The sequence below is a fragment of the Streptomyces anulatus genome, from assembly GCF_014650675.1.
In the GTDB taxonomy this organism is placed as follows: domain Bacteria; phylum Actinomycetota; class Actinomycetes; order Streptomycetales; family Streptomycetaceae; genus Streptomyces; species Streptomyces anulatus.
The window spans coordinates 366,208-391,486 of the sequence record NZ_BMVK01000002.1 but is presented as its reverse complement, the minus strand read 5'-3'; the positions used below and the strand labels follow the sequence as shown (position 1 = coordinate 391,486).

26 protein-coding genes are annotated in these 25,279 nt (G+C 73.3%); 13 read left to right on the top strand and 13 right to left on the bottom strand.

Annotated features, from left to right (window positions below):
• The first annotated feature begins 101 nt into the window (after positions 1-101).
• Positions 102-551 carry a hypothetical protein gene (locus tag IE272_RS06460; RefSeq protein ID WP_190006437.1) on the top strand — a complete coding sequence of 150 codons (450 nt, stop codon included), beginning with the start codon at positions 102-104 and terminating at the stop codon, positions 549-551.
• Between the two features lie 45 nt (positions 552-596).
• Here the strand turns inward: IE272_RS06460 and IE272_RS06455 are convergent, their stop codons facing one another.
• The 3 genes from IE272_RS06455 to IE272_RS06445 all read right to left on the bottom strand — a co-directional run bounded on the left by IE272_RS06455 (position 597) and on the right by IE272_RS06445 (position 2,456).
• Positions 597-1,526, bottom strand: a complete 930-nt coding sequence (locus IE272_RS06455; protein WP_026290743.1) for an RNA polymerase sigma factor SigF — start codon at positions 1,524-1,526, stop codon at positions 597-599.
• A 23-nt stretch (positions 1,527-1,549) separates the two neighbouring features.
• Complete coding sequence (locus tag IE272_RS06450; protein ID WP_003966375.1) at positions 1,550-1,963, bottom strand: ATP-binding protein; 414 nt, start codon at positions 1,961-1,963, stop codon at positions 1,550-1,552.
• A gap of 232 nt (positions 1,964-2,195) precedes the next feature.
• A complete protein-coding gene (locus IE272_RS06445; protein ID WP_032794099.1) occupies positions 2,196-2,456 on the bottom strand; it encodes a UBP-type zinc finger domain-containing protein in 261 nt (86 codons plus the stop codon).
• A gap of 35 nt (positions 2,457-2,491) precedes the next feature.
• Here IE272_RS06445 and IE272_RS06440 point away from each other — a divergent pair, with 35 nt between their 5' ends.
• Entirely contained in the window at positions 2,492-4,093 is a 1,602-nt protein-coding gene (locus IE272_RS06440; RefSeq protein ID WP_056700653.1) for a Na+/H+ antiporter, read from the top strand.
• Here IE272_RS06440 and IE272_RS06435 read toward each other — a convergent pair.
• The 3 genes from IE272_RS06435 to IE272_RS06425 form a co-directional block, all read right to left on the bottom strand.
• Positions 4,069-4,998 (bottom strand): 1-aminocyclopropane-1-carboxylate deaminase/D-cysteine desulfhydrase, encoded by a 930-nt coding sequence (locus tag IE272_RS06435; RefSeq protein ID WP_056700650.1) that lies wholly within the window; start codon positions 4,996-4,998, stop codon positions 4,069-4,071. The two genes, IE272_RS06440 and IE272_RS06435, sit on opposite strands and share 25 nt — an antisense overlap.
• 26 nt (positions 4,999-5,024) lie before the next feature.
• Positions 5,025-6,221 (bottom strand): globin domain-containing protein, encoded by a 1,197-nt coding sequence (locus IE272_RS06430; protein ID WP_050360478.1) that lies wholly within the window; start codon positions 6,219-6,221, stop codon positions 5,025-5,027.
• 93 nt (positions 6,222-6,314) lie between these two features.
• A complete protein-coding gene (locus IE272_RS06425) occupies positions 6,315-6,761 on the bottom strand; it encodes an RrF2 family transcriptional regulator (protein ID WP_050360476.1) in 447 nt (148 codons plus the stop codon).
• A 176-nt stretch (positions 6,762-6,937) separates the two neighbouring features.
• Between IE272_RS06425 and IE272_RS06420 the strand changes: the two genes are divergently transcribed.
• The 6 genes from IE272_RS06420 (at position 6,938) to IE272_RS06395 (ending at position 12,371) form a co-directional block, all read left to right on the top strand.
• Positions 6,938-8,344, top strand: a complete 1,407-nt coding sequence (locus IE272_RS06420; RefSeq protein ID WP_050360475.1) for a family 2B encapsulin nanocompartment shell protein — start codon at positions 6,938-6,940, stop codon at positions 8,342-8,344.
• A 91-nt stretch (positions 8,345-8,435) separates the two neighbouring features.
• The gene (locus IE272_RS06415) at positions 8,436-9,479 is read left to right on the top strand and encodes a family 2 encapsulin nanocompartment cargo protein polyprenyl transferase (RefSeq protein WP_050360474.1); all 1,044 of its coding nucleotides are present in this window, start codon (positions 8,436-8,438) and stop codon (positions 9,477-9,479) included.
• 89 nt (positions 9,480-9,568) lie between these two features.
• Entirely contained in the window at positions 9,569-10,165 is a 597-nt protein-coding gene (locus tag IE272_RS06410) for a GNAT family N-acetyltransferase (RefSeq protein WP_190006560.1), read from the top strand.
• A 56-nt stretch (positions 10,166-10,221) separates the two neighbouring features.
• The gene (locus IE272_RS06405; RefSeq protein ID WP_050360473.1) at positions 10,222-10,890 is read left to right on the top strand and encodes a DUF6304 family protein; all 669 of its coding nucleotides are present in this window, start codon (positions 10,222-10,224) and stop codon (positions 10,888-10,890) included.
• A gap of 153 nt (positions 10,891-11,043) precedes the next feature.
• Positions 11,044-12,012, top strand: a complete 969-nt coding sequence (locus IE272_RS06400) for an SdpI family protein (protein ID WP_190006436.1) — start codon at positions 11,044-11,046, stop codon at positions 12,010-12,012.
• 2 nt (positions 12,013-12,014) lie between these two features.
• The gene (locus IE272_RS06395) at positions 12,015-12,371 is read left to right on the top strand and encodes a GntR family transcriptional regulator (protein WP_050360471.1); all 357 of its coding nucleotides are present in this window, start codon (positions 12,015-12,017) and stop codon (positions 12,369-12,371) included.
• A 130-nt stretch (positions 12,372-12,501) separates the two neighbouring features.
• Here the strand turns inward: IE272_RS06395 and snpA are convergent, their stop codons facing one another.
• Positions 12,502-13,155 (bottom strand): snapalysin, encoded by a 654-nt coding sequence (gene snpA, locus IE272_RS06390; protein ID WP_007458280.1) that lies wholly within the window; start codon positions 13,153-13,155, stop codon positions 12,502-12,504.
• Between the two features lie 315 nt (positions 13,156-13,470).
• Between snpA and IE272_RS06385 the strand changes: the two genes are divergently transcribed.
• From IE272_RS06385 to IE272_RS06365, 5 genes are all read left to right on the top strand, one after another.
• Positions 13,471-14,424, top strand: coding sequence for a LysR family transcriptional regulator (locus tag IE272_RS06385; RefSeq protein ID WP_190006435.1), 954 nt, complete (start codon positions 13,471-13,473; stop codon positions 14,422-14,424).
• 116 nt (positions 14,425-14,540) lie between these two features.
• Positions 14,541-15,539, top strand: coding sequence for an NAD-dependent epimerase/dehydratase family protein (locus IE272_RS06380; RefSeq protein WP_229897220.1), 999 nt, complete (start codon positions 14,541-14,543; stop codon positions 15,537-15,539).
• A 115-nt stretch (positions 15,540-15,654) separates the two neighbouring features.
• The gene (locus IE272_RS06375) at positions 15,655-17,220 is read left to right on the top strand and encodes a choice-of-anchor A family protein (RefSeq protein ID WP_229897219.1); all 1,566 of its coding nucleotides are present in this window, start codon (positions 15,655-15,657) and stop codon (positions 17,218-17,220) included.
• A gap of 34 nt (positions 17,221-17,254) precedes the next feature.
• The gene (locus IE272_RS06370; RefSeq protein WP_190006434.1) at positions 17,255-17,605 is read left to right on the top strand and encodes a DUF952 domain-containing protein; all 351 of its coding nucleotides are present in this window, start codon (positions 17,255-17,257) and stop codon (positions 17,603-17,605) included.
• A complete protein-coding gene (locus IE272_RS06365) occupies positions 17,602-18,483 on the top strand; it encodes an SDR family oxidoreductase (RefSeq protein ID WP_190006433.1) in 882 nt (293 codons plus the stop codon). The genes IE272_RS06370 and IE272_RS06365 overlap by 4 nt, the downstream gene beginning before the upstream one ends.
• Positions 18,484-18,515: 32 nt before the next feature.
• Here the strand turns inward: IE272_RS06365 and IE272_RS06360 are convergent, their stop codons facing one another.
• The 6 genes from IE272_RS06360 to IE272_RS06335 are packed head-to-tail and all read right to left on the bottom strand — an operon-like array spanning position 18,516 to position 25,081.
• Positions 18,516-19,700, bottom strand: coding sequence for a DUF1266 domain-containing protein (locus tag IE272_RS06360; RefSeq protein ID WP_190006432.1), 1,185 nt, complete (start codon positions 19,698-19,700; stop codon positions 18,516-18,518).
• Entirely contained in the window at positions 19,697-20,875 is a 1,179-nt protein-coding gene (locus IE272_RS06355; RefSeq protein WP_190006431.1) for a DUF1266 domain-containing protein, read from the bottom strand. The genes IE272_RS06360 and IE272_RS06355 overlap by 4 nt, the downstream gene beginning before the upstream one ends.
• Positions 20,876-20,918: 43 nt before the next feature.
• Positions 20,919-21,593 (bottom strand): response regulator, encoded by a 675-nt coding sequence (locus IE272_RS06350; RefSeq protein WP_050360462.1) that lies wholly within the window; start codon positions 21,591-21,593, stop codon positions 20,919-20,921.
• Positions 21,590-22,918, bottom strand: coding sequence for a sensor histidine kinase (locus tag IE272_RS06345; RefSeq protein WP_190006558.1), 1,329 nt, complete (start codon positions 22,916-22,918; stop codon positions 21,590-21,592). The genes IE272_RS06350 and IE272_RS06345 overlap by 4 nt, the downstream gene beginning before the upstream one ends.
• Positions 22,919-22,946: 28 nt before the next feature.
• Positions 22,947-24,119 carry an acyltransferase family protein gene (locus tag IE272_RS06340; protein WP_190006430.1) on the bottom strand — a complete coding sequence of 391 codons (1,173 nt, stop codon included), beginning with the start codon at positions 24,117-24,119 and terminating at the stop codon, positions 22,947-22,949.
• The gene (locus tag IE272_RS06335; protein WP_190006429.1) at positions 24,116-25,081 is read right to left on the bottom strand and encodes an alpha/beta hydrolase; all 966 of its coding nucleotides are present in this window, start codon (positions 25,079-25,081) and stop codon (positions 24,116-24,118) included. Before IE272_RS06335 ends, IE272_RS06340 begins: the two co-directional genes overlap by 4 nt.
• Between the last annotated feature and the right edge of the window lie 198 nt (positions 25,082-25,279).

The following is a 25,279-nucleotide window of genomic DNA, read 5'->3' as shown; positions in this document are numbered from 1 at the left end:
GTGACGGAGCGTGATGGCCGGTCCCGCCCTCCGCCGAACGGGGGAGGCTCCCGCGCACCCCGGCTTCACTTCCGGGCCCCGGGGATGCCAACCTGAAGGGCGTGAGTACTCAAGCGACCCCCTCCACGCCGTCGCCCTCCGCCGCGGAGCGCCCGGCCAGGATCACCGTCCTCGCCGGGGTCAACGCCCTCGAAGGCCTGGCGCTCGCCCTCGGCGGGATCTACATGCTGGTCATGGGGCTGCTCGGAAAGCTGGAGAGCACACAGCAGGCGGAGACGGTCGGGATCACGCTGGTCGCGCTCGGCGCGATCCCGCTGATCGCCGCCCGCGGACTGCTGCTGCTGCGCAGCTGGAGCCGGGGACCCGCGCTGATCACGCAGATCATGGCGCTGCCGGTGGCCTGGACGCTGCTGCGCTCGCAGGGTGCGCTGATCCCCGCCGGGATCGTGCTGGCGGCGGTCGCCGTCACCGGTCTCGTGCTCGTCCTCAAGCCGGCGACCACCCAGGACCTGGGCATCCGCCGGGGGCCGAGGACGACCCCCGAAGCCTGAGAGGCTGTCGGGCGACCTCGGCCCGGGCGGCCCTGCCCTCCTCGGCTACTCCTCGACGAGCAGCCGCTCGCGCAGCTGCGCCAGGGTGCGGGCCAGCAGCCGGGAGACGTGCATCTGCGAGATGCCGACCTCCTGGGCGATCTGCGACTGGGTCATGTTCCCGAAGAAGCGCAGCAGCAGAATGCGCTTCTCGCGCGGCGGCAGGTCCTCCAGGAGCGGCTTGAGCGACTCCCGGTACTCCACGCCCTCCAGCGCCTCGTCCTCCGAGCCCAGCGTGTCCGCGACCGCCGGCGACTCGTCGTCGGTGTCCGGCACGTCCAGCGAGAGCGTGCTGTAGGCATTGGCCGACTCCAGGCCCTCCAGCACCTCCTCCTCGGAGATGCCCAGCCGCTCGGCCAGCTCGTGCACCGTCGGCGAGCGGCCGTGCTGCTGGGAGAGCTCCGCGGTGGCCGTGGTCAGCGACAGGCGCAGTTCCTGGAGGCGGCGCGGCACCCGCACCGCCCAGCCCTTGTCCCGGAAGTGGCGCTTGATCTCGCCGACCACCGTGGGGGTGGCGTACGTCGAGAACTCCACGCCCCGGTCCGGGTCGAACCGGTCCACGGACTTGATCAGCCCGATCGTGGCCACCTGGGTCAGGTCGTCCAGCGGCTCCCCGCGGTTGCGGAAGCGGCGGGCCAGGTGCTCCACCAGTGGCAGATGCATCCGCACCAGCCTGTTGCGCAGCTCGGCCTTCTCCGCCGAACCGTCGGGCAGCTCCCGCAGCTCGAAGAACAGGGCCCGGGCCCCGCTGCGGTCATGTGGATCGTGGTGCCCGTGCTCGCTCATCTGGCCCGCCCGCCCTGCCTGCGACTGCTGCTCCACCGCGACGTCGATGCTCTCGGGCCCGTCCGCTCCGTCCACCGGATGCGGCCGGGCCTGTTGCTCCGGGATGCCTGCCGGCCGCACCACCCCGGATCGGATCGTCTCGTCCCGCACAGGACCGTCCCCGTTCCCGTCGCTCACGCCGGCCCGGGGCCCGCGCCGCGCTGTTTGTAGAGGCTGATGCTGACCGTACGGTCGTCGGCGACCGTGGAGTCGACCTTGCCGGCCAGTGCGGAGAGCACCGTCCAGGCGAAGGTGTCGCGCTCGGGCGCCCGGCCGTCCGTGGTGGGCGCCGACACCGTCACTTCGAGGGAGTCGTCGACGAGACGGAACACGCAGCTGAGGACGGAGCCCGGCACGGCCTGCTGAAGCAGGATCGCGCAGGCCTCGTCGACCGCGATGCGAAGATCCTCGATCTCGTCGAGAGTGAAGTCCAAACGCGCTGCGAGACCGGCCGTGGCCGTTCGCAGCACCGACAGGTAGGCACCCGCAGCGGGCAGCCGGACTTCTACGAAGTCCTGATTCCCGGGCTCGCCTGCGATCTGGGACACCCTCACCTCCAAGGTGGCACAAACTCTTTCGAGGCTCCGGGAAGGGTGGCCCGGGGCCATGCGGTCCGTCGACGGTTCTTCGGCTCGGCGACGTTATCGGATCCATGATGCCGTGTCGTACGGACCCCATACCCCGACCATCACTCATGGTAAGCCCACGCGTACGCACAGTGGCTAGGGGTCTGCGGCGTCCAATTGCGAAGAACCAGCGCCGCATTGACGTACCCAGGCGTCAGACGATCGAACCGTCCTCGAAGCACCAGCGCCAGCTCTCGCCCGCCTCGAAGCTCCGCATCACGGGGTGACCGGTCGCCCGGAAGTGTCCGGTGGCGTGCCGCAGCGGCGACGAATCGCAGCAGCCGACGTGCCCGCAGGTCAGGCAGAGCCGCAGCTGCACGGGGTGGCTGCCCGCCTCCAGGCACTCGGGGCACGTCTCGCCGAGCGGCACCGGCTCGGGGCGTGGCAGTTCGGCTACATGCGCACACTCGCTCATGATGGGCAGGTTACGACGGATCCGAGGACGGTGGGATGGACGCGCTGCCGCTGATTGCCCTGGTCGCGGTCAGTGCGGCGGTCGCCGGCGCGGCCCGCCGCACACCGGTGCCCGCCCCGCTCGTCCTGGTGGCCGTGGGGCTCGTGGCCGGCTATCTGCCGGGCGTCCCGACGTACCACCTGGACGCGCACGTGGTGCTCCCGCTGCTGCTTCCGCCGCTGCTCCACACGGCGGCCGTGGACAGCTCCTACCTGGATCTGCGGGCCAACATCCGGCCGGTCGCCCTGCTCTCCGTGGGGTACACCCTCTTCGCGACCGTCGCCGTGGGCTGGCTGGCCCACCTGATCATCCCGGACCTGCCGCTGACCGCCGCGCTGGTCCTGGGGGCGGTCATCGCCCCGCCGGACGCCGTGACGGCCGCCGCCATCGCCCGCCGCGTCGGGCTGCCCTCCCGGGTGACCACGATCCTCCAGGGCGAGTCCCTGGTGAACGACGCCACGGCGATCACCGCCTTCAAGGTGGCGCTGGCCGCCGCGGTGGGGGAGGGGATGAGCTGGGGCGCCGGGATCGGCGAGTTCCTGCTGGCCGCGGTCGGCGGGGTCGGCGTCGGGCTCCTGCTGATGGTGCCGCTCCACTGGCTGCGCACGCACCTGAAGGAAGCCCTCCTCCAGAACACGCTCTCCCTCCTGATCCCCTTCGTGGCGTACGCGGCGGCCGAACGGGTGCACGCCTCCGGCGTGCTCGCCGTGGTCGTCGTCGCCCTCTATCTGGGCCACCGCTCCTGGCAGGTCGACTTCGCCACCCGTCTCCAGGAGGCGGCCGTCTGGAAGATGGTGGCCTTCATCCTGGAGTCCTCGGTGTTCGCCCTGATCGGGCTCCAGCTGCCGTTCGTCCTGAAGGGGCTCGGCTCGTTCGGCGTGTGGGAGGCGCTCGGTTACGCGGCCATCGTGTTCCTGGCCGTCGTCGTGGTCCGCTTCGTCTGGGTCTATCCGGCCACCTATCTGCCCCGGTGGCTCTCGCGCCGTGTCCGGGAACGCGAACCGGGCACCGACTGGACCGCGCCGCTGATCGTGGGCTGGGCCGGGATGCGCGGGGTCGTCTCGCTCGCCGTCGCGTTCTCCATTCCGTTGGTCATGCACGACGGCGAACCCTTCCCGGCCCGCAGTCTGGTGCTGTTCCTGACCTTCACCACCGTCATCGGGACGCTGGTGATCCAGGGCCTGACGCTGCCCGTCCTCGTCCGCGTACTGAAGCTGCCGGGCCCCGACCCGCAGACCGTCACGCTCGTCGAGGCGCAGGCCCAGAGCGAGGCGTCCGAGGCGGCCGAGGCCCGCCTGGACCGGCTGCTCGCCGACCCGCACAGCAGCCTGCCGCCACCGCTGGCGGACCGGCTGCGCAGTGTGCTGGAACGCCGCCGCAACGCCGTGTGGGAGCGCCTGGGCGCCGCCGACCCGGTCACCGGGGAGTCGGCGGACGACACCTACCGAAGGCTGGCGAGGGAGATGATCGAGGCCGAGCGCGAGGTCTTCGTCCGGCTTCGGGACGAGCGGCGGATCGACGACGAGATGATGCGCACCCTGCTGCGCCGGCTGGACCTGGAGGAGGCGGCGGCCTACCGGGAGACGGACGAATCCTGAAGGGGCGGTGCGTCGGGGGTGCCGGTGACCACGGCGCTCACCCGGGCGCCCGGCGCGAACGCCCCCTCCTCGGCCAGCGCGGTCAGCGCGAACAGCAGCTTGGCGACGTACACGCGTTCCACGGGCAGCCCGTGCCGGTCCTCGAAGTCCGCGGCGAAGGCCTCCAGCTCCGGGGTGGAGCGGGCGTAGCCGCCGAAGGTGAAGCGCTCGTCCAGCGACCAGTTCCCGGACGGGCCGCCGAACGCCTCGCGCTGGAGCCGCTCCACGGCCGGTCCGAGGAAGCCGCCGCGCAGCACCGGGACGCCCAGCGCCCGCTGCCCGGGGCTCAGGCCGGCGGCGAGTCCCGCCAGGGTGCCGCCGGTCCCGCAGGCCACGGCCGCCACGTCGCACGCTCCGGCCAGCTCGCGCCCCAGCGCCGTACAGCCCTGTGCGGCCAGCGCGTTGCTGCCGCCCTCCGGTATGACCTCCACCTCCCCGAACAGGCTCAGCAGCCCCTCCAGGACCTCGGAGGAGGCCTTCGCCCGGTACGTCGTACGGTCCACGAAATGCAGGCGCATGCCGTCGGCCGCGCACCGGGCGAGCGACGGGTTGAGCGGCCGGTGCGCCAGTTCGTCGCCGCGGACCACGCCGACGGTGGGAAAACCCAGCAGCCGTCCGGCCGCCGCGGTGGCCCGGAGGTGGTTGGAGTACGCGCCGCCGAACGTCAGCACGGTGCGCCCGGCGGCGGCCTCCAGGTTGAGGGCGAGCTTGCGCCACTTGTTGCCCGGCAGGTCGGGATGGATCAGATCGTCCCGTTTGAGGAGCAGCCTCACGCCGTGGCGCGCGAAGCGTTCGTCGTGGACCTCCCGCAGCGGGGAGGGCACCCGGGGCCGCAGGAGGGCGTCGAGGCGGGGCGGGCTGTTCACCCGCCCATTGTCGCCTCTCCGGCGATTCAGGAAGAGGCCAGCCAGAGGTCCGGGCCGAACACCTCGTAGTGGACGTCGGCCGGCCGGACCCCCGCCTCCAGCAACTGGGCCCTGACGGCCCGCATGAAGGGGAGCGGGCCGCACAGATAGGCGTGCGTCCCCGGTCGTACGGTGATGCCGTCCAGGTCGACGAGGCCGGTGCGGTTCGCCGGCTGCCCGGCCTCCGGGGCCTCGTACCAGAAGTGCGCCTCGGCGTCCGGGAGCTTCTCCGTCAGCCGGACGTGGTCGGTGCGCAGGGCGTGGTCGGCCGGGGAGCGGTCGCCGTGCACGACGGTGACCGGGCCTCGGTGGCCCTCCTGGGCGAGGTGTTCCAGCATCGACAGCATGGGGGTGCAGCCGATGCCCGCCGAGGCCAGCAGCAGCGGCGCGTCCGGGTGGTCGAGCACCAGGTCCCCGTAGGGGACGGAGACGCGCAGCAGGTCGCCGGCGCGGGTGTGCTCGTGCAGGTGCCGGGAGACCTCGCCGTCGGGTGTGCCCTGGCCGCGCACGCGCTTCACGGTGATCGACCGCAGCCGGGAGCCGGGGGCGCTGGAGAGGCTGTACTGGCGTATCTGGCGGGCCCCGTCGGGGAGTTCGACCTGGACGGAGACGTACTGGCCGGGCCGGAAGGCGGGCGGGGGCGTGTCCTCGGCGGGGCGCAGCAGGAAGGTGGCGACGTCCTCGGTCTCCTCGACCCGGGCGGTCACCTCCCAGGTGTGCCACACATCGCCCGCCAGGACGCCCTGCTGTGCGTAGAGGCGCTCCTCGACGGCGATCAGGGAGCCCGCCATCAGCCAGTAGACCTCGTCCCAGGCGGCGGCGACCTCCGGGGTGACCGCGTCGCCCAGGACGTCGGCGATGGCCGCGAACAGATGGGTGTGCACCACCTCGTACTGCTCCGGGGTCACCCCGAGGGAGGCGTGTTTGTGGGCGATCCGGTCCAGCATCACGTCGGGCCGGGTGCCGGGCCGCTCGACCAGCTGGGTCGCGAAGGCCGCGATGGAGCCCGCGAGCGCCCGCCGCTGGTCGCCGGAGGCCTGGTTGCCCCGGTTGAACAGGTCCCGCAGCAGCTCGGGGTGGGCGGCGAAGAGCTTCTCGTAGAAGAGGTCGGCGATGTCCCCGATGGCCGCGCCGACGGCGGGAAGGGTGGCGCGGACAGTGGCGGTGGACCGGTCGGAGAGCATGACGGAGCTCCTTATTGGAGTGTGAGATGCATATTTATTGGCAGAGGGTGGCCCCGTCCGCGCGTGGGTTCGTTCGCGCGTGCGGGGCGGGGTTCAGTCGGGCGGGGGGCGGCTGCCGATGCCCAGTAGCAGCGGGCCGGTGGGGGAGGTGACGAGGTCGGTGACGGTGATCGGGTCCAGCGTGGCGTAGAAGGCGTTCTGGGCCTCGCGCAGGGCGCCCCGCAGCCGGCAGGCGGAGCGGAGCGGGCAGGGGGTGTCGCCCTCGCACTCGACGACCTCCTCCGGGCCCTCCAGCTCCCGCACCAGCGAGCCGATCGACGCGGAGCGGCCGGCCGGGGTCAGGGTGAGCCCGCCGCCCCGGCCGCGACGGGCGTCGAGGAGGCCGAGGTGCTGAAGCCTGGCGACGACCTTCGCGGTGTGCGTGTACGGGACCCGCATGGTGGCCGCCACCTCGCGGGTGGTCGGCGGCTCCCGGTCCTCGGCGACCGCCAGTCGCATGAGGACGCGGAGTGCCACGTCGGTGAATCTCGTCAACCGCATGGGTCAACCGTAGATAAGTTGCATGAGGGATGCAAGTTAAGCGGTCCGCCGGGCGACGAGGGGCAACGTGCCCCGACCGAAGGCGGATTAGTCGCACTCTTTTGTGTAATGGCGACCCGGTCCTCCTGCTGAAAGGCTTTTGCACGCAGGTCAGCCCAAGATCGAAAGGACGTCAGATGTCCGTTGGTGAAGAGGTTCGCGACACGCAGGCGCCGCCGCAGCAGAGTCTGGGGACGGCAGCTGCGCGGAACCTCGCGACGACCACCAAATCCGCGCCGCAGATGCAGGAGATCACCTCGCGGTGGCTGCTGAAGATGCTGCCGTGGGTGCAGGTACAGGGCGGTACGTACCGGGTGAACCGTCGGCTCAGCTATGCGGTCGGCGACGGCCGGGTGACCTTCGTCCAGACCGGGGACCGGGTGTCCGTGATCCCCGCGGAGCTGGGGGAGCTGCCCGCCCTGCGGGAGTTCGGGGACGAGGAGGTGCTCGCCGAGCTCGCCCGCAGGTGCGAGCAGCGGGACGTGGCCGCGGGGGAGGTGCTCGCCGCCTCGGGGGAAGCGGCGGACCGGGTCTTCCTGCTGGCGCACGGCAAGGTGGCGAAGATCGGATCGGGCCCCTACGGGGACGAGACGGAGCTCGGGGTCCTCGCCGACGGCGCGTACTTCGGCGACCGGAGCCTGATCGACGGCGACGCCGTCTGGGAGTACACCGCCCGCGCGGTCACCTCGTGCACGCTGCTCACCCTGAGCCGCGCCGACGTGTACAACCTCGCGGAGCGCGCCGCTCCCCTGCAGGACCATCTCGCCGGTCTGCTCTCCATCCCGCAACAGCGGACCAACCGCTACGGCGAGGCGGCGATCGACCTCTCCGCCGGCCACGTGGGGGAGGCGGTCGTCCCGCACACCTTCGTCGACTACGACGCGGCGCCGCGCGAATACGAACTGAGCGTCGCCCAGACGGTGCTGAAGGTGCACAGCAGGGTCGCCGATCTCTACAACCAGCCGATGAACCAGACCGAGCAGCAGTTGCGGCTCACGGTCGAGGCGCTGCGCGAGCGCCAGGAGCACGAGCTGATCAACAACAGGGAGTTCGGGCTGCTCAACAACTGCGACTACGGGCAGCGGCTCCAGCCGCACGACGGGGCGCCCGGCCCGGACGACATGGACGAGCTGCTCTCGCGCCGCCGCGGATCCAAACTCTTCCTCGCCCACCCGAAGGCCATCGCCGCCTTCGGCCGCGAGTGCAGCAGGCGCGGACTCGTCCCGGAGAGCGTCGACATCGGCGGCCACCACGTGCCCTCCTGGCGGGGAGTGCCGATCTTCCCGTCCAACAAGATCCCCGTCTCCGACGCCCGCACCACCTCCATCATCTGCATGAGGACCGGCGAGGCGGAGCAGGGCGTCATCGGCCTCCAGCAGACCGGAATCCCCGACGAGATCGAGCCGAGCCTCTCGGTCCGCTTCATGGGGATCGACGAGAAGGCGATCATCTCCTACCTCGTGACGGCGTACTACTCCGCCGCCATCCTGGTGCCGGACGCCCTCGGGGTGCTGGAGAACGTCGAGGTCGGCCGCTGGCACTGACCCCGGTTCACCCCGGGGGCCCGGGCGGCAGCCGCCGCCCGGGCCCCCGCATTCCGCACCCATCGCCTCGCCCCAGGGAGTGACCGTGACCATGACCAGTACGGACGCAGCGACGGAAGGGCACGAGGCGGCCGCGCTCCTGGAGCGCACCCGTGCCGTCGTCGACCCGCATCTGCGATCGGCCGTGGAGTCGCTGCCCGGCGGCATACGCCGCGTCGCGATGTACCACTTCGGCTGGGAGAACGCCGACGGAACCCCTGCCACCGGCCAGGCGGGCAAGGCCATCAGGCCGGCCCTCGTGCTGGCCGCCGCCCGTGCGCTGGGCGGCGATCCGGAACGCGCCGTCAGGGCCGCCGTCGCCGTCGAACTCGCCCACAACTTCACCCTGCTCCACGACGACGTCATCGACGAGGACACCACCCGGAGGCACCGGCCCACCGCCTGGGCGGTCTTCGGCATCCCGGACGCCGTCATCACCGGCGACGCCATGCTCGCCCTGGCCCAACGGCTGCTGGCCGAGGACGCCCACCCGGCCGCCGCGCCCGCCGTCGCCCGTCTCTCCTCCTGCATCATCGAGCTGTGCGCGGGCCAGCAGGCGGACTGCGCCTTCGAGGAGCGCGGCCCCGACGAGGTCACGCTCGACGAGTGCCTCGCCATGGCCACCGCCAAGACCGGCGCGCTGCTCGGCTGCGCCTGTGCCCTCGGGGCGCTCTACGCCGGGGCGGAGGACCGGGCGGTGCGCGCGATGGACGGGTTCGGGCGGGAGGCGGGCCTCTCGTTCCAGCTCATCGACGACCTGATCGGCATCTGGGGCGACCCGGACCGCACCGGCAAGCCGGTCGGGGCCGACCTGTCCGCCCACAAGAAGTCCCTGCCCGTGGTCGCCGCCCTCACCTCGGGCACCCCGGCCGCCGCCGAGCTCGCCGCGCTCTACCGGGGGCCCATGACCACCTCCGGCGAGGTGAACCGGGCGGCCGACGCGGTGGACCGGGCCGGCGGCCGGGACTGGGCCCAGGTCTGCGCGGCCGACCGGATGGCCCGTGCGGTCCACCACCTCTCCCGGGCGGTCCCCGACCCGGGCGCGGCCGGAGACCTGCTGGCGTTGGCCGAATTCGTCACCCGCAGGACCAGCTGAACCACCTCGTGTGACCGGCACCGCCCCATCAACTCTAGGATTCCGGAGGTTGGTTGAGCGAAAGCAGCGCGGAAGGGCGGCAGCCGGTCATGGGCATACGGATTCAGCAGGCGGAGCAGCGCGACCGGGAGCTGGTCGTCGCGGTCATGGAAGAGGCGTTCCACCACGACCCGGTCAGCAGCTGGGTGTTCCCCGACGAGGCGCACCGGCGCGCGGTCCACGGCAGGTTCCTCGGCGTCTTCGTCGACGTCGCCCTCGCCGAGGGACGTATCGACATCGCCGAGGACGGGGCCGCGGTGGCCCTCTGGCTGCCGGTGCCCGCCGGGGCCCCCGAGGAGGAGGACCCCACGCCCGCCCTGATGCGACGGACCGCCGACCCCGACAACGAGCGCTGCGAACTGGTGGGCAGGCTCACCGGGGCCGTGCACCCGCACGACCGTGCGCACGCCTATCTGCTGATGATCGGCGTCTCCCCCGGCCGTCAGGGAGAGGGCATCGGGGCGGAGCTGATCGGAGCGGAGCTGGAGCGCTGCGACCGGGAGGGGCTGCCGGCCTATCTGGAGGCGAGCAGCGCCCGGAGCCGGGTGCTGTACGAGCGGCTCGGATTCCGCTTCCTCGGCCGCGCCGTCGAGTTGCCGGACGGCCCGCTGATGTACCCCATGTGGCGGGAACCCCAAGCAGGTTGAATTCCCATGGAGGGTGGTACGGAAGCCGTCCGGGGCAGGGGCTACAGTCCCTGCTCATGACAGATGAGTCGTGGGCCGGCTGGTACCGGGACACCAAGGGTTCCGACGCCGTCGTTCTCACCACGGACGGGCGGCAGCTCCGGATCCGGATCAGAGGGGTCGACTTCGAGGGCGAGAGCTTCGACGACCTGGGGCCGGTCGCCGGCCTGCCGCCGGAGAGCGGGATGTTCGCTCTCGCGGACGGCGCGCTCACCGACTGCGTACTGGAGTGGGATCTGCCGCTGCCCGTCCTCGTCGCGGGCACGCTCCGCCACGCCACGCTCAGTTGCCTGCTCTCCCTGCGCCGGGTCGACCCGGATCTCCACCTCGCCCTCCACCTGGACGGCGCGGTGTACGAATCGGCCCGCGCCGAGCGCGACTTCAACGCCGCCCTGGCCGCCGTCCAGCGGATCCTCCCCGACGGCGTCCGGATCCAGACCTGTATCGCCTGCGCCTTCTCCGACTACTTCCCGGCCCCCGGCCGGGGCCTCTCCGGCGGTCTTGCCTGCTTCCGGGGGGCCAAGGACGCCTACCGGGGCTCGGCGGGCGAGGACGACGTGCTGGATCTGTGGGACCAGAGGTCCGGGTTCGTCCAGGAGGTCTGGAGCTGCCGCGAGTTCGAGGTGCGCCCGGCCGACGGCGCGGGCACCGGCCATCGGGGAGCCTTCCCGCTGGAACTCGCCTGACCCGACCCCGGGGGCGCCCCCCGCCGAGATCGCCCGCCGCCAACAGGATCACCCGCGTCCGCCCCGTACCGCGTCCCGGTACGGGGCGGACGCGCGTCATGCCGTTGCCCCGGCCTCATTGTTCTACTAGCATGCGAACAACGGAGGTTTTCCATGACAAGTAAGAACCTTGGCCGCGCAACGCTCGCAGCCCTGCCCTTTGTGCTCGCTCTCCTCGTCGACCTCGTCCTCCACCTCACCGTCAAGGACCGTCTGCCCGCCAGGCTGGCCGTCCACTTCGACGCCGGCGGCTCCGCCGACGGCTACATGGGCATCACCGCCCACCTCCTCTACACGGTCACGTCGCTGCTCGTGCTCGGCGCGCTGTGGGCCTTCATCGCGGCCGACGGCAAGCTCTACGGCCGTGCCCACCGGTGGTTCATCGGCGGAGGCTTCGCCGTCGCGGCGTTCCTCGGATACCTGATGATCGCCGTCCTGTTCGTCAACGTGGACGCTCCCGAGAGCGGCCCGGACGGCGGCTTCCCGCTCCGGCACATCGCCGTGGCCCTCGGGGCGGCCGTCCTCGCCGGGGTCCTCGGCCTGCTGTGCTCCCGGCTCGTCCCGGCGGTCGAGGACCCCCGCGACGCGGATCCGGCGAACCGGGAGAGGATCGCGCTCGCCGACGGCGAAGTGGCCGGCTGGGCGCGCGGGATCGGCGTGTGGTGGGCGCCGGTCGCCGTGCTGGTGCTCCTGGCGACCGGTGTCACCGTCGGCCTGGAGGTGAACTGGTTCATCGGGGCGCCGCTGTTCGTCCTCGCCCTGGTGGTGGCCACCTTCTGCCGCCCCCACGTCACCGTGGACCGGCGGGGCCTCACCGTCTCCGGTCTGCTGCCCCGGCCCCGGGTGCGGGTGCCGCTGGAGCGGATGGCGGGGGCCGACAGTCGTCGCGTCAACGCACTCGCGGAGTACGGCGGTTGGGGCTACCGCATCCGTCCCGAGCGCAGCGGGGTCATCACCCGCTCGGGCGAGGCCATCGTCGTCAGCCTGTCGAGCGGTCGCGAGTTCGCCGTCACCGTCGACGACTCGGCCACCGGTGCGGCCCTGCTCAACACGCTGCTCGACCGGCAGCGGACGGGGCGCTGACCATGCTCTTCCGGGTCGATCCGACCTCCACCGTCCCGCTCGGCGACCAGATCGCCGCCTCGGTCCGGCGTGCGGTCGCCGAGGGTGCGGTGGTCCCGGGCGAGCGGCTGCCCGCCGCCCGGGTGCTCGCCGAATCCCTCGGCGTGAACGTCCACACGGTGCTGCGCGGCTACCAGCGGCTGCGCGAGGAAGGGCTCATCGAGCTGCGCCGCGGCCGGGGCGCGGCGATCACCGCAGGCGCGTCGCCGCAGCGGGCCCGGCTGCTGGAGCGGGTCCGCGAAGCCGTCGCGGACGCCCGGGACCTCGGGATGACCGAGGACGAGCTGCTGGCCCTCGTCCGCAGCGAGCTCGACGCCTGACCGGCACCTGCGCGCACCGCGCAGAGGACCGTTCCGCGAGCGGAACGGTCCTCTGTCGTGTGGGGGGTTCCGGCCGGTCCCGGGACACGGGACCGGCCGTCCTCCGCCTGACCGCCGGTGTGTCCCGGTGTCAGGAAGCGGAGCGGGCGAGCGCGGCCAGGCCGTTCTGCCACAGCTGGTTCACCCGGGCCCGCTCGTTGGCGTCCGGGTTGGCGTTGGTGCAGGACGGGCCGGGGCCGCCGCCGGACATCAACTGGCTGCACGGACCGGAGTAGGTGTCCGGCAGGCCGAGGACGTGCCCGGTCTCGTGCGTGGTGACGCGGGTCGAGTCGTACTGCTGGTTCTGGGCGTAGTCCAGGAAGATGTACCCGCGACCGTGCCCGTCGGTGCTCGCGTAGGAGCCCCGGGGGTCGTTGCCCTCGCGGTAGGTGAAGTCCGCGTTGGAGCCTTCCTGCAGCCGGACGTTGGAGACCGAGCTGTTCCAGATCTGCGTGCTGTTGGCTATCTCGCCGCGGAAGGACGGCGCGCTCGACGCGTTGTAGGTGACCGTGACGGCCTTGATGCCCGGGTTGGCGGCACGCTTCTCGGCGACGGACTTCATGACGGCGTCGAGGAAGGCGCGGTTGGCGGCGGCGTTCTCGCCCGAGCCGTTGTACGCGGCGATGGTGGTGGAGGAGGGAGCGGCCGGGGCCGGAGCGGCGGCGACGACGGGTGCGGTGCCCAGCGCGGCGACGAGGCCGAGCCCGGCGGCGGCGGTGGCGACGGCAGTCCTGAGGTGTCTCATGGGGGGATTTCTCCTACCTGTCCGATCGAACCCGCGCCGTGGGGGTGTCCGCTGGGCGGACAAGGCGTGGGGCGGTACGGGGAAGAGTGTGGGGCAGCACACAGTCGCCGGGGATGATGCCGAACGGTGATAGCACCGCCCTATCGCCATCCCGGCCCCCTGTCCGTGCACGTCAGCCGCCCACGGACATGCCGTGCTCACGTCACGCGCACGGCATCGTCACATGTCCCGGGGCCCAACACTCCCTGAATTGCCGTCGTTTGGTGGGGTTGCGACGTCTGGTGCGCGGCGTGCGGCGGTCATAGTCTCCGCTGCATGGAGCTGGAGGTGAGGCACCTCAGGGCGCTGTGCGCCATCGCCGACGCGGGCAGTCTGCATCAGGCGGCCCGACGCCTCGGCGTGAGCCAGCCCTCCCTGACCACCCAGCTGCGGCGGATCGAGAACGTGCTCGGCGCCGAGCTGTTCCGCCGCGAACGGACCGGCTGCCGGCCGACCTCCCTGGGGCGGGCCGTCCTGAGCCGGGCCCGGCCCCTGGTGGACGGCATGAGCGACCTGGTCGCCGAGGCGCTGGCGGAGGCCGAGGCCGCCCGGCCGCGTGGATCCCGGCTGCGTATCGGCTCCACCGCGAGCCGGGTCATCGGCGGCTGGCTGCGCCGGCTGCGGGTCGCCCTGCCCGGCACCGACATCTCGCTGCGGGTCGACGTCTCCGCCCACGCGCTGCTGCGCTCGGTCGAGGAGGGCCGCCTGGACGTCGCCTTCGTTCACGAGGTGGAGGGCTCCCCGCTCGCCGTGCCGGAGGGCCTGGAGCAGCGCGTGCTCGTGGACCGGGAGCCGCAGTTCATCTCGCTCTCCCGCGACCACCCCGCCGCCCGCCGCCGCGTGGTGGAGCTCGGGGACCTGGCGGGCGACCCGTGGATGGTCGACCCGACGGTGGACGGCGAGTGGGACGGGGTGCGCCGGGTGCTCGGCGCCGCCGGGCTCAACCCGCCTGTCCTGCACGGCGACTACCTCACCGCCGCCTCCCTCGTCGTGCTCGGCGAGGCGGTCGCCCCCTGCCAGCCGACGTCGGGCCCGCGCGACGACATGGTGATCCGCCCGCTGCTGGGCGACCCCCTCGCGGTACGGCTCCTCCTGGTCTCCCGGCCCGGGACGGACATCGCGGTGGTGTACGCGCAGTTGGAGGACGCCTACCGGGACGCGGCGCGACGGGCGAGCGGCTACCACGAGTGGCTGCTGCGCCACCGCTCCCCGCTGGCCTGCGCGCCCTGACCCTCCGCCGTTCCGCTCGCGCCACGGAGGTCTCCGCCCCCGCGACGCCGGGTTCCCCGTTCTGCTGACAGCGTGCACGGGTTCCCCCGCCGCCCTCCGGTGGGCAGAGTCGTCCCATGAGGCTTCTGATGCTGGGCGGTACGGAGTTCGTCGGACGGGCCGTCACCGACGCCGCGCTGGAGCGGGACTGGGACGTCACGGTGTTCCACCGGGGCCGCCACGCGCCCCCGCCCGGCGTGCGCGCGCTGACCGGGGACCGGACCGCGGGCCCGCACGGACTCGCGGCCCTGGCGGAGAGCGGGCAGGACTGGGACCTGGTCGTCGACACCTGGAGCGGCGCGCCCGCCGCCGTCCGCGACGCCGCCCGTCTGCTGTCCGGCCGGGCCGGGCACTTCGCTTACGTCTCCAGCCGCTCGGTGTACGCACACCCGGCCGCCCCGGGACTCGACGAGAACGGCCCGCTGGTGGCCGGGGCATCGCCCGACGACGGCGGGGACGTGCCGTACGACCGGGCCAAGCGCGGCGGTGAGCTGGCCGCCCTCGACGCCTTCGGCGACCGGGCCCTGCTGGCGAGGGCCGGGCTGATCATCGGCCCCGGGGAGAACATCGGACGGCTGCCCTGGTGGCTGACGCGGATCGCGCGGGGCGGCCCGGTGATCGCCCCCGGCCGGCCCGGGGCGGAGCTCCAGTACATCGACGCCCGGGACCTGGCGGACTGGATCCTGGACGCGGCGGCGGGCGGGCTGCACGGCGCGTACAACACCGTCAGCCGCCCCGGCCACACGACCATGGGCGAGCTGCTGGAGGCCTGCGTGCGCGTCACCGGGTCCGACGCAGAGCTGCGCTGGACCGATCCGGAGGTCCTGCTGGCCGCCGGGGTCGAGCCCTGGAGCGACCTGCCGATCTGGCTGCCGCCGGGCGAGCTGTACGACACGCTGCACCGGGGCGACCACACCAGGGCGTACGCCGCCGGGCTGCGCTGCCGCCCGGTCGAGGAGACCGTCGCGGACACCTGGACCTGGCTGCGCGCCCTCGGCGGCGCGGCGCCCCAGCGCCCCGACCGCCCGGCCGTCGGCCTCGACCCCCTGCTGGAGGCGAAGCTGCTGGCTCTCTGACGGGCCGCCTTGGTGTGCGTGTCGCAGCGAAGAAACCTCCTATAGGCCTACACAAAGGGGCAAGAGCGGCGTGTCATACAAAATGACTAAGTGTTAACCATGCATATTGCGCGGCATGGAACAGAAGGCGCGCAGGCGCGGCAACGCAATCCGGGCAGCAGTGACAGTGGCCACGGCCGCGGCGATGGTGGGCGTGCTGGCCCCGGCGGCGGGTGCCGATCCGCTGCCGGGCGGACTGGGACCCTGCCTCGGCAGCTCCTGCCCGCCCAGCTGGAACGACCCCAACAACGGCCCGGTCGAGTACTTCGACAGCAATATCAATGTCTACGTCGGCGGTGACTTCCTGGTCCGGGAGGCGGCGGCCGAGGCGGAGGGGAAGGTCGTCACCCTCGGCCGGTTCGACATGGACAAGCGGGACGGGGTCTCGCAGATCTACAACGTCGGCATCGCGGGCGTCGGTTCGCGGGTGCCGCCGCCGGACGGCTCCGACTATCTGACGGCGGGCGGGGACGTGACCATCGCCGACGGCGAGCGCCTGCTCGCCGAGGAGGGCACGCACTCCGGCCGTGTCGCGTACGCGGGTGACCTCACCGGCACGGTGAACCCCACCACCGCCCCGCGCTTCGACGAGGACGCGGCCGCCCCGTACACCGGGCTGCGCCCGCAGCTCACCGAGGCGAGCCGCTGCTACGCGTACGACGGCGACGAGCACCGCGAGGCGACGGGCACGTGGGTGAAGACCGGTGACCTCATGACGTTCACCGGTGACGGCTCGTCCGCGATCCAGATCTTCGACGTGGACGCGGACCTGGAGTCGGAGGCGGGCGGCAACACGGGGTTCGTGTTCAACGGCATCCCCGAGGGCGCGACGGTCCTGGTCAACGTCTACGGCTCCACCCGCAGCGTCGCCACGTTCATGGGCTCGTTCCCCAACGAGGGCCTCCGCGAGAACCTGCTGTGGAACTTCCCGGACGCCACCGACCTGTCCATGAGCGGCCCGGCCCAGTTCGAGGGCAGCGTGCTGGTGGGCCAGCCGACGAGCACCACCGTGCTCAGCATGAGCGGCACCAACGGCCGTTTCTACACAGCGGGTTCGCTCACCCACACCTCTTCGGGCACGTCGGGCGGCCAGGAGATCCACGCGTACCCCTTCGACGGCGACCTGCCGACCTGCACGCCCGACCCGACGCCCACGCCGACGGATCCGACGCCGACCCCGACGGACCCGACGCCCACGCCGACGGATCCGACGCCGACGCCGACGGACCCGACGCCGACGCCGACGGACCCGACGCCGACGCCGACGGATCCCACGCCGACTCCGACGGACCCGACGCCCACGCCGACGGACCCGACGCCGACTCCGACGGACCCGACGCCCACGCCGACGGACCCGACGCCGAGCCCCACGGATCCCACCCCGACGCCCACGGACCCGACGCCGAGCCCCACCGAGCCCACGCCCACCCCCACCGACCCCACCCCGACCCCGACCCAGCCCACCCCCACGCCCACCGGCCACACGCCGCACCCCACGCACTCGCCGAGCCACCCGGGTGAGCTGCCCGACACCGGCTCCCGGGGCGGTGAATGGATCATCGGGTCCATCGCGGCAGCGCTGGTCGCCGCCGGCGGCACGGTTCTCGTGGCCACGCGCAGGGCGCGTCGCCGCACCTTCTAGCAGGCCCCCGGGCGAGGAGAGTTAGCGTGGTCCGATGGCCGAACCGCTGCTCCACCTCGCCGAAGCACCTCTGTGGGAGGCGGCCCGCGGGACAGGGACGTACGAGATGTCCACCCGCGGCCGCACCCTCCAGGAGGAGGGCTTCATCCACCTCTCGCTGCCCCACCAACTCCCCGGTGTGGCCCGGATGCTGTACGGGGACGACGACCGGGACCTCGTGGTCCTGGTAGTCGACCCCACCCGCCTCGCCGACCCCGTCCGGTACGAGGCGATGAAGCCAGGCGGCGAGGAGTTCCCGCACCTGTACGGACCGCTCCCGGTGGGCGCGGTCGTGGAGGTGCGGCCCTGGGACGGAGGACGACGAGAGGAAGACGAACCCCAGTGATCGGCCCCCTCATCGCGGTGACCGGAGTGACCGGAGCGGTCGGCGGCCGGGTCGCCCGACGACTGGCCCGGACCGGCGTGCCCGTACGGCTCCTCGGCCGCGACCCCGCCCGGCTGCCCGACCTGCCCGGCGCCGACCACGCGCCGGCCGCCCGTTACGGCGACGCGGAGGCCATGCGCCGGGCCCTCGACGGGGCCCACACCCTGTTCCTGGTCTCCGCCCACGAAAGCCCCTACCGGGTCCGCGAGCACACCACGGCGATCGACGCCGCCGTGGCGGTGGGCGTGGAGCGGATCGTGTACGTGTCCTTCCAAGGGGCCGCGCCCGACGCCACGTTCACCTTCGCCCGTGACCACTGGGACACCGAGGCCCACATCCGTACGGCCGAGATCCGCCACACGTTCCTGCGGGACAACTGGTATCTGGCGGGGCTGCCCGCGATGACCGGGACCGACGGGGTGCTGCGCGGGCCGGGCGGCGACGGACGGGTGGCGGCCGTCGCCCACGAGGACATCGCCGACGCGGCGGCGGCCGTGCTGCTGGACGAGGGCACGGACCACGACGACCGGGTCTACGACCTCACCGGACCCGAGGCGTTCACCCTCGCCGAGGCGGCCGGTGAACTGAGCCGGGTCACCGGGCGTCCCGTCGTCTACGTCCCCGAGACCCGCGAGGAGGCCTACGCCTCCCGGGCCGGCTACGGGGCGGAGGACTGGGAGGTGGCCGGCTGGGTCACCTCGTACGAGGCCATCGCGGGCGGGGAGCTGGCCGCCGTCTCCGACGCGGTGCCCATGCTCACCGGGCACCCGGCCAAGAGCTTCGCGCAGTTCCTGGTGGAGAACCCGGACAGCTACCGGCACCTGCTGCCGGGCGGCTGACCGGCGGCAGGCCCCCGCGGGTCACGTCGCGCTCAGCGCCACGGGATATGACGCCACGGACTGCCCTCGCTCTCCGCCAGCAGACGGTGGGCGAGGACGTTCTTCTCGTAGAACGGCCCGTACTCCTCCTCGTCGAACCGCAGCACCCGCCCCAGCGAGTAGCCCGCCGAGAACTCCTCCCAGGAGCGGTGGGCCGACTTGCTCAGCGCCCCGGCGTAGACGATCGCCTGCTCCGCGTCGGCCGGGGCGCAGTAACGCGCCGCCAGCCCCCAGCGCGCCAGGTTCACCGCCCGCCCGTAGTCGTACGCCACCGTCGTGCGGACCCGGCCGTCCGGCGGCAGCAGCCCGTCCGCGCGGAACCGGGCCTCGTAGCGCATGATCCGGCGCACCAGCTCCTCGATGCCCTTCACCGTGCCGGAGTCCGCCCCCAGGTCCTGGGCGTGGCCCGCCGCGGTCTCCCGCCACAGGTCGGCCGAGGGCAACTCGCCCAGCGCGGACGCCAGCTGGTCGCGGGTGCGCAGCACGAAGTCCGGTTCCGGCGGGCTGTTGCGGGCCTCCAGCAGGACGTCCAGCTGCTTGCGCCACTCCGCGTGGCCGGTGATGCCCCAGGACTCGCGGAGCAGATCGCGCTCGGTGGTGTACTCGCGGTAGACCGTGCCGACCTCGTTCCACGGCACCGCGTTCCCGATCGCCAGATGCGCCCCGCAGGCCAGCCCGTACGCCAGCGGCCCGTGCAGCGCGCCGTGGCGCAGCGCGAGCAGCCGGTTCTCCGGGAGGCGGTCGTTCTCCGCGTAGGCGCGCTGCCACAGCGCCAGGTCCATCGGGCCGGTGGGCAGCAGCAACTGCCCGGGCGTCCCCACGTTCACGCCGAGGAACACGTGCGGGTCGGACCAGCCGAACTCGGCGGCCCAGCGCAGCGTGACCCCGTGGAAGACCCAGTCCGGATGCCAGGCCGGCAGCATGCCCCGGGTGAGCACCGGCCGGCAGACGAAGCCGGCCGGGTCGTGGTGCGCGCGCCAGGTGATGGTGTCCGGCTTCGCGTCCACCTCGGCGCGCGGGGCCGGGATGTACAGCTCGGCCCCGGCGAGCGCCGCCAGTTGGGCCCGGGCATCGCCGCGCAGCGCCGCATCGTGGAGGAGCTGCTCGGTCTCGGACGGCGGGACCCAGGCGGCGGGCGGCCAGGGGGCCGGGGGCGAGGTGGGGGGATTCGGGTTCATGACCAGGGGATGTTCCGGTAGGGGCTGGTGGGGTCCTGGGTCAGAAGGCGGTGTTCGGTGAGCGACTGCCGGTACGTGGGCTCCGCCGCCTCCGGGCCGTCGTCCTCGGCCCGGTGGACCACCCGGGCCATGAGGTAGCCGAGGGAGAAGTCCGCCCATGAGGAGTAGGCCGCCCGGGCGAGTCCGCCGACCCGCAGCACGTCCTGCTCGGCCTCGTGCGGATCGCCGTACCGGGCGCCGAGCGCGAGCCGTACGACGTTGACCGCCCGGCCGAGGTCGAAGGCGGCCAGGGTGTCGACGCGACCCTCCGGGGCGAGCACGCCGTCGGCCCGGAACCTCTCCTCGTACAGGGTGACGTGACGCAGCGCGCGGTCCGCGACCGCCCGGTCGTCGGCGTCGCGCGCGGCGAAGGCACGGGCCACCGCATCGGACCACTCCTCGCGCGTCGGCGTGCGCCCCAGCCGGTGCGCCAGGGTGTGCCGGGTCCGCAGGACGCCTTCCTGGACGCGTCCGACCAGCTGGTTCTTCATCAGGGACGCGAGGCGGTCGCGGTACTCGGCGCGGTGCGGGATGCCCCACGGGCTCCGCAGCCGGGCCCGGTCGCTCGCGTAGTTCTCGTAGGCTGCGCCGAGCCTGTTCCAGATCAGGCCGTTGGTGACGGCCAGATGGGCGCCGAGCGCCAGCCCGTGGGCGAGCGGCCCGTGCAGCGGACCGCCGGCGTCGGTGAGCAGGACGCCCTGCTGCGCCCCGCCGGAAAGTTCGTCGGCCCGAACCCAGGCCTTCAGACGCTTGGGCCGGGCGTCGACCATCGCCGCGTACGGGGTGCCGTGGTTCACCGCGAGCCGGCGCACGTCGTACGGCCAGATCCGGGCCAGCTCACCGATGCTCACCTCGCGGAAGACCCACTCCGGGTGCCAGGGCGGCAGCATCCCCTGGGTCAGGACCGGGACGCACGTCCGCCCGGAGACCTCGTCGCGGATCGCGGGCAGGGGGGCCGTCCAGCCGGGGATGTCCGCGTGCAGCCGGGCGACGAGCACGTACAGCCGGGTGCGCGCGAGCAGTTCCACGACCGCGTCGGCGCCGCCGCCCGCGACGGCCGCGGACAGTGCGCGCTCGATCTCGGTGGGCGCCGCCGCTGTGCCGCCCGCTGTTCCCGCCCCGTTCCCCGTTCTCACGGAGCCGATCCTACGAAACGGGCCCCGCGCCGGGCGCGGGAGGTCAGAGCCCGGCCGGGCGCACCAGCCCCGACTCGTACGCGAACACCGCCGCCTGGGTCCGGTCGCGTACGCCCAACTTGACCAGGATCCGGCCCACATGGGTCTTCACCGTCTGCTCCGCCACGATGAGCTGCCGGGAGATCTCCGCGTTCGACAGACCGCCCGCGATCAGCGTCAGCACCTCCGTCTCGCGCTCCGTCAGATCCCCGACCCGCGCCTTGAGCGGCGGGCGCGGGGCCCCGGCCGTCCGGGAGAACTCCACGATCAGCCGCTTGGTGATGTTCGGGGAGAGCAGCGCGTCGCCCGCCGCCACCACCCGTACCGCGTGGGCGAGTTCATCGGCGGACGCGTCCTTCAGCAGGAAGCCCGAGGCGCCCGCCCGCAGCGCCTCGTAGACGTACTCGTCGAGATCGAAGGTGGTCAGCACGAGCACCTTCACCGTCGAGCCCTCGGGGGACGTGATCCGCCGGGTCGCCTCGATGCCGCCCAGCTCCGGCATCCGGATGTCCATCAGGACGACGTCCGGGGCCAGTTCGGCGACCTTGGCGACCGCGTCGAGCCCGTTGACGGCCTGCCCGACGACCTCGATGTCCGGCTCGGCGTTCAGCAGGACCGTGAAGCCCTGCCGGACCATCATCTGGTCGTCGGCGATCACGGCGCGGATGGGCGGTGTCATGGGGCTTCCTCGGTCGTCTCGGTGCCGGTGGGCAGGATCGCGGTGACTTCCCAGCCGCCGTCGGGCGTGGGCCCGGTGGCGAGTTCGCCGCCGAGCATCGCGGTGCGTTCACGCATCCCGAGCAGACCGTGACGCGCCCCGGGGGAGGGGACGGCCGGCCGGTCCGGCGGGGAGTTGACGACCCGGACGGTCACCCCGGAGGGCCGGTGGCCGATCGTCACCCCGGCGCTCGCACCGGGCGCGTGGCGCATCACATTGCTCAGCGCCTCCTGCACGATGCGGTACGCCGACAGCTCGACGCCCGGCGACAGCGGGCGGGGTGCGCCGGTGGTGGAGACGGTGACGGCGAGACCGGCGGAGCGCACGGTGGCGACCAGCTCGTCGAGCCGGTCGAGGCCGGGCTGCGGGGCATGCCGCGCACTCTGCGCGGGGGCGTCCTCCGAGCGCAGGACGCCCAGCACCCTGCGCAGCTCGGCGAGGGCTTCCAGGGCGTTCTCGCGGATGCCGGTCAGATTCTCCCGCAGCTCCTCGGTGGGGTGCTCCACCAGATGCGGGGCGACCTGGGCCTGGATGGAGATCACCGACATGTGATGGGCGACCACGTCGTGCAACTCGCGGGCGATCCGGCCGCGTTCCTCCAGCAGGGTGCGCCGGGCCCGCTCCTCGGCCGTCAGCTCCGCCTGGACGACGAGGTCTTTACGGGCCAGGCGCAGGCTGCGCAGCGCGGCGCCCAGGGCCAGCGCGGTGACGAGCACGAGTACCGCCACGGCCGGGCTCACATGCGGCAGCGGCGGCGTGCGCAGGGCGACGAACAGCGCCGGCGCCATCGAGACCGCCAGCGCGGCCACCGCGCGGCGCGGCCGGACCCGCAGCGCCAGCAGGAACAACGCACCGCCCTGCAGCGCCACCCCCGCGAAGGGGGTGGGATACGCGGCCACCGGGCCCGGGTACGTGGGGTGGACCGGGGGAACGGAGGCCACGGTGACGAGCGCAGCGATGAACGCCAGCACGGTCGCCGCCCACCAGGCGCCCACCGGACGGATCATCCCGGCCACCAGCGCCGCGGACTGCGCGACGGCCACCAGCACCGCCAAGCCGCTGACCGCGGCGCCGTACGGGGTGAGTTCGACGGTACGGATCACCGTGACGCCGACCGCGACGAGCACCAGCAGCACCAGGAACACCGGGCGCCACACCGGCGCGTTCGGCTCTCCCATGCGGGGCACCCGGTCGACCGGCGCCGCCCACAACTCCTCGTACAACGCACGCGGCGCACGGCGCACCGCCGCCCGCAGACGTACCGCCCTCGACGTCACCGCCCCCACCGCCCCCTCGGCTCCACTCCTGCTCAGACTAGGCACGACGCGCGTGTCCCTTCCGCTCGGGGGAGGACTCCCGTACGACGAGGGAGCCCCCGTCCGGACTCCGCCCGCCCTGCTCGTAACCCCGGAACGCGGCCCAGCACACCAGCAGGGCCAGCGCGAACACCGGTAGCCAGAGCAGCCTGGCGAGCACCCAGCCGACCCCGTCGGGCACGGTGTGCAGCCCCGGCAGCGGGCCGTCCGCGATCAGCGACGCACTCGTCGTGACGATGATCATCGCGGTCTGGTGCCACAGGAACACGGTCATCGCCGACAGGTTCACCACCGCCACCACCGCCCAGACCGCAGGCCTCCGCAGCACCCGGCGCAGGGGCCCGAGCAGCAGCAGCGCCGCCCCGCACTGCGCCAGGCCGAACGCCACGGCGGCCAGGCTCGGCGGATCCAGATTGGAGATCCGGCCGCCCGGGATGCCGACCATGGCGGCCGGATAACCGGCCCACAGCACGAGCGCGACGGCCGCCGAGGCCCCGCCGAGCAGCAGCGCCCAGCGGCCCGTCCGGCCGCGCATCCCGCCCCGGGCCACCAGCGCCCCCAGGCAGTAGGGCACCAGCCAGCCCGCGACCACGTTGATCCATCCCAGCTCGCGAGGACCGCCGAGCCCCAGGCGTACGAGGTCGACGTGCAGCACCACCACGAGCGGCCACAGCGGGTGCAGCCGTGCCACCAGCGGAGTCAGCGCGGTCAGCGCGGCGAAGACCAGCAGGAACCACAGCGGGGACCAGACCAGCTTGACCAGCGCACGGACCGTGGACTCGCCCACCCCGGCCACCAGCATCGCGGCCGCCGCGAGCGCCCACACCACGAGCACCGCCGCCACCGGCCGGAACAGGCGCCCCAGTCGGCCGCCCACCCACCGCCCGTACGGCACGCCGCGCTGCCGGGCCGAGGCCCAGCTCCCCGCCGCCACCTGCCCGCCCACCAGGAAGAACACCGCGAGGGTCTGGAACACCCAGGAGGCCGGTTCGAGTCGCGGCAGATACGTCAGCGGGCTCGCCCCGCGCACCGTGCCGCTGTCGGTGACCAGCGCGGTCACCAGCCAGTGCCCGCCCACCACGCCGAGGATCGCCAGGGCCCGCAGGGCGTCGACGGCCCGGTCCCGGCCGGGCGGGGTGGCGGCCTCGATCCGTGCGACGAGACCGGTCATCGGGTGGCTCCCAGGGGTTCGGCGCCCGCCGCGATCCGGGCCAGGTTCGTCAAGGAACGCGAACCGGGCAGCAGATAGTCGCTGTGGCCGCCGTCGCCCGCGTCGAACACCTCGGCCCCGAACCGGTCCGCCACCGGATCGGTCCCGAAGCCGACCGTCGCGACGAACGGCACGCGCACCCGGACATGGGGCACCCGGGCGATCCAGTCCCCGCCGCTCCGGGCCGCCCACACCCGGGCCCCGGTGCGCAGCGCGGCGGCGTCCGGGACTCCGGCCCCGGGGCTGCCGTAGAGGACGAGGGCATCGGCCGTCGTGCCCGGCGCGGACCGGGCGCAGATCACCGAACCGTAGGAGTGGCAGAGCAGACTGATCCGGGCGGCGGGGAGCACCGCGCGCAGCCCGTCCACCAGCGTGCGCAGCTCCGGCGCGGCCCCGTCGGCCCGCCCGGTGGTCAGCACGGCCGGACTCACGGTGGCGGGCGTGCGGTAGCCGAGCCAGGCGACGACGGCCGCGCCCTCGCCCAACTCCCGGTGCAGGGACCTGGCATCACGCCGCAGCCGCCAGTACGTGTCCAGGCCGACGCCCGCCCCGGGCACCAGCACCGCGATCCGCCGGGCCGTGGACAGCTCTCCGACGACCTCCGTGCTCCGGCCCCCGTCCCGCCCGTCGAACGCGAGGAACTGCCGCCCGGGCCCGGCCATCCCGCGCAGCGAGTCCGCCCGCCGGAGGTCCCCGTGCTCCGCCGCCGCCCGCGCGGCCGCCCGGATGTCGTGCCGGCTCACCGCGTACCGCCGGGCGAGCGCCGCCTGCCCCGCGTCCCGCAGCGGCCCGAGAGCGGTCGGCGCGGGTGCGGGTACGGCGGCGGGCCGGGCCGCCCCGGACACCGGCACGGCCACCGCGAAGGTGACGAGCGCGGCGAGCAGGGCGCGGCGCAGACGGGGTCTGCGCGGGCGGTCGGGCATGGGGTGAGGTCCTTCCGTACCAGGGGCTTCGTGTGCTTCCGGTACAGAAGTTATGGACGGGGCGCGGTAGTCGGCGTCCCGCTGGAGGGGGCACCTGCGGGGTGGCTCTCAGGTATGACGCGGGGGACGAGGGCGGGTGGCAGGCTCCGGCCGCGTGAGGAACGTGTCCGCAGCCGCAGCCGCAGCCGCAGCCGCAGC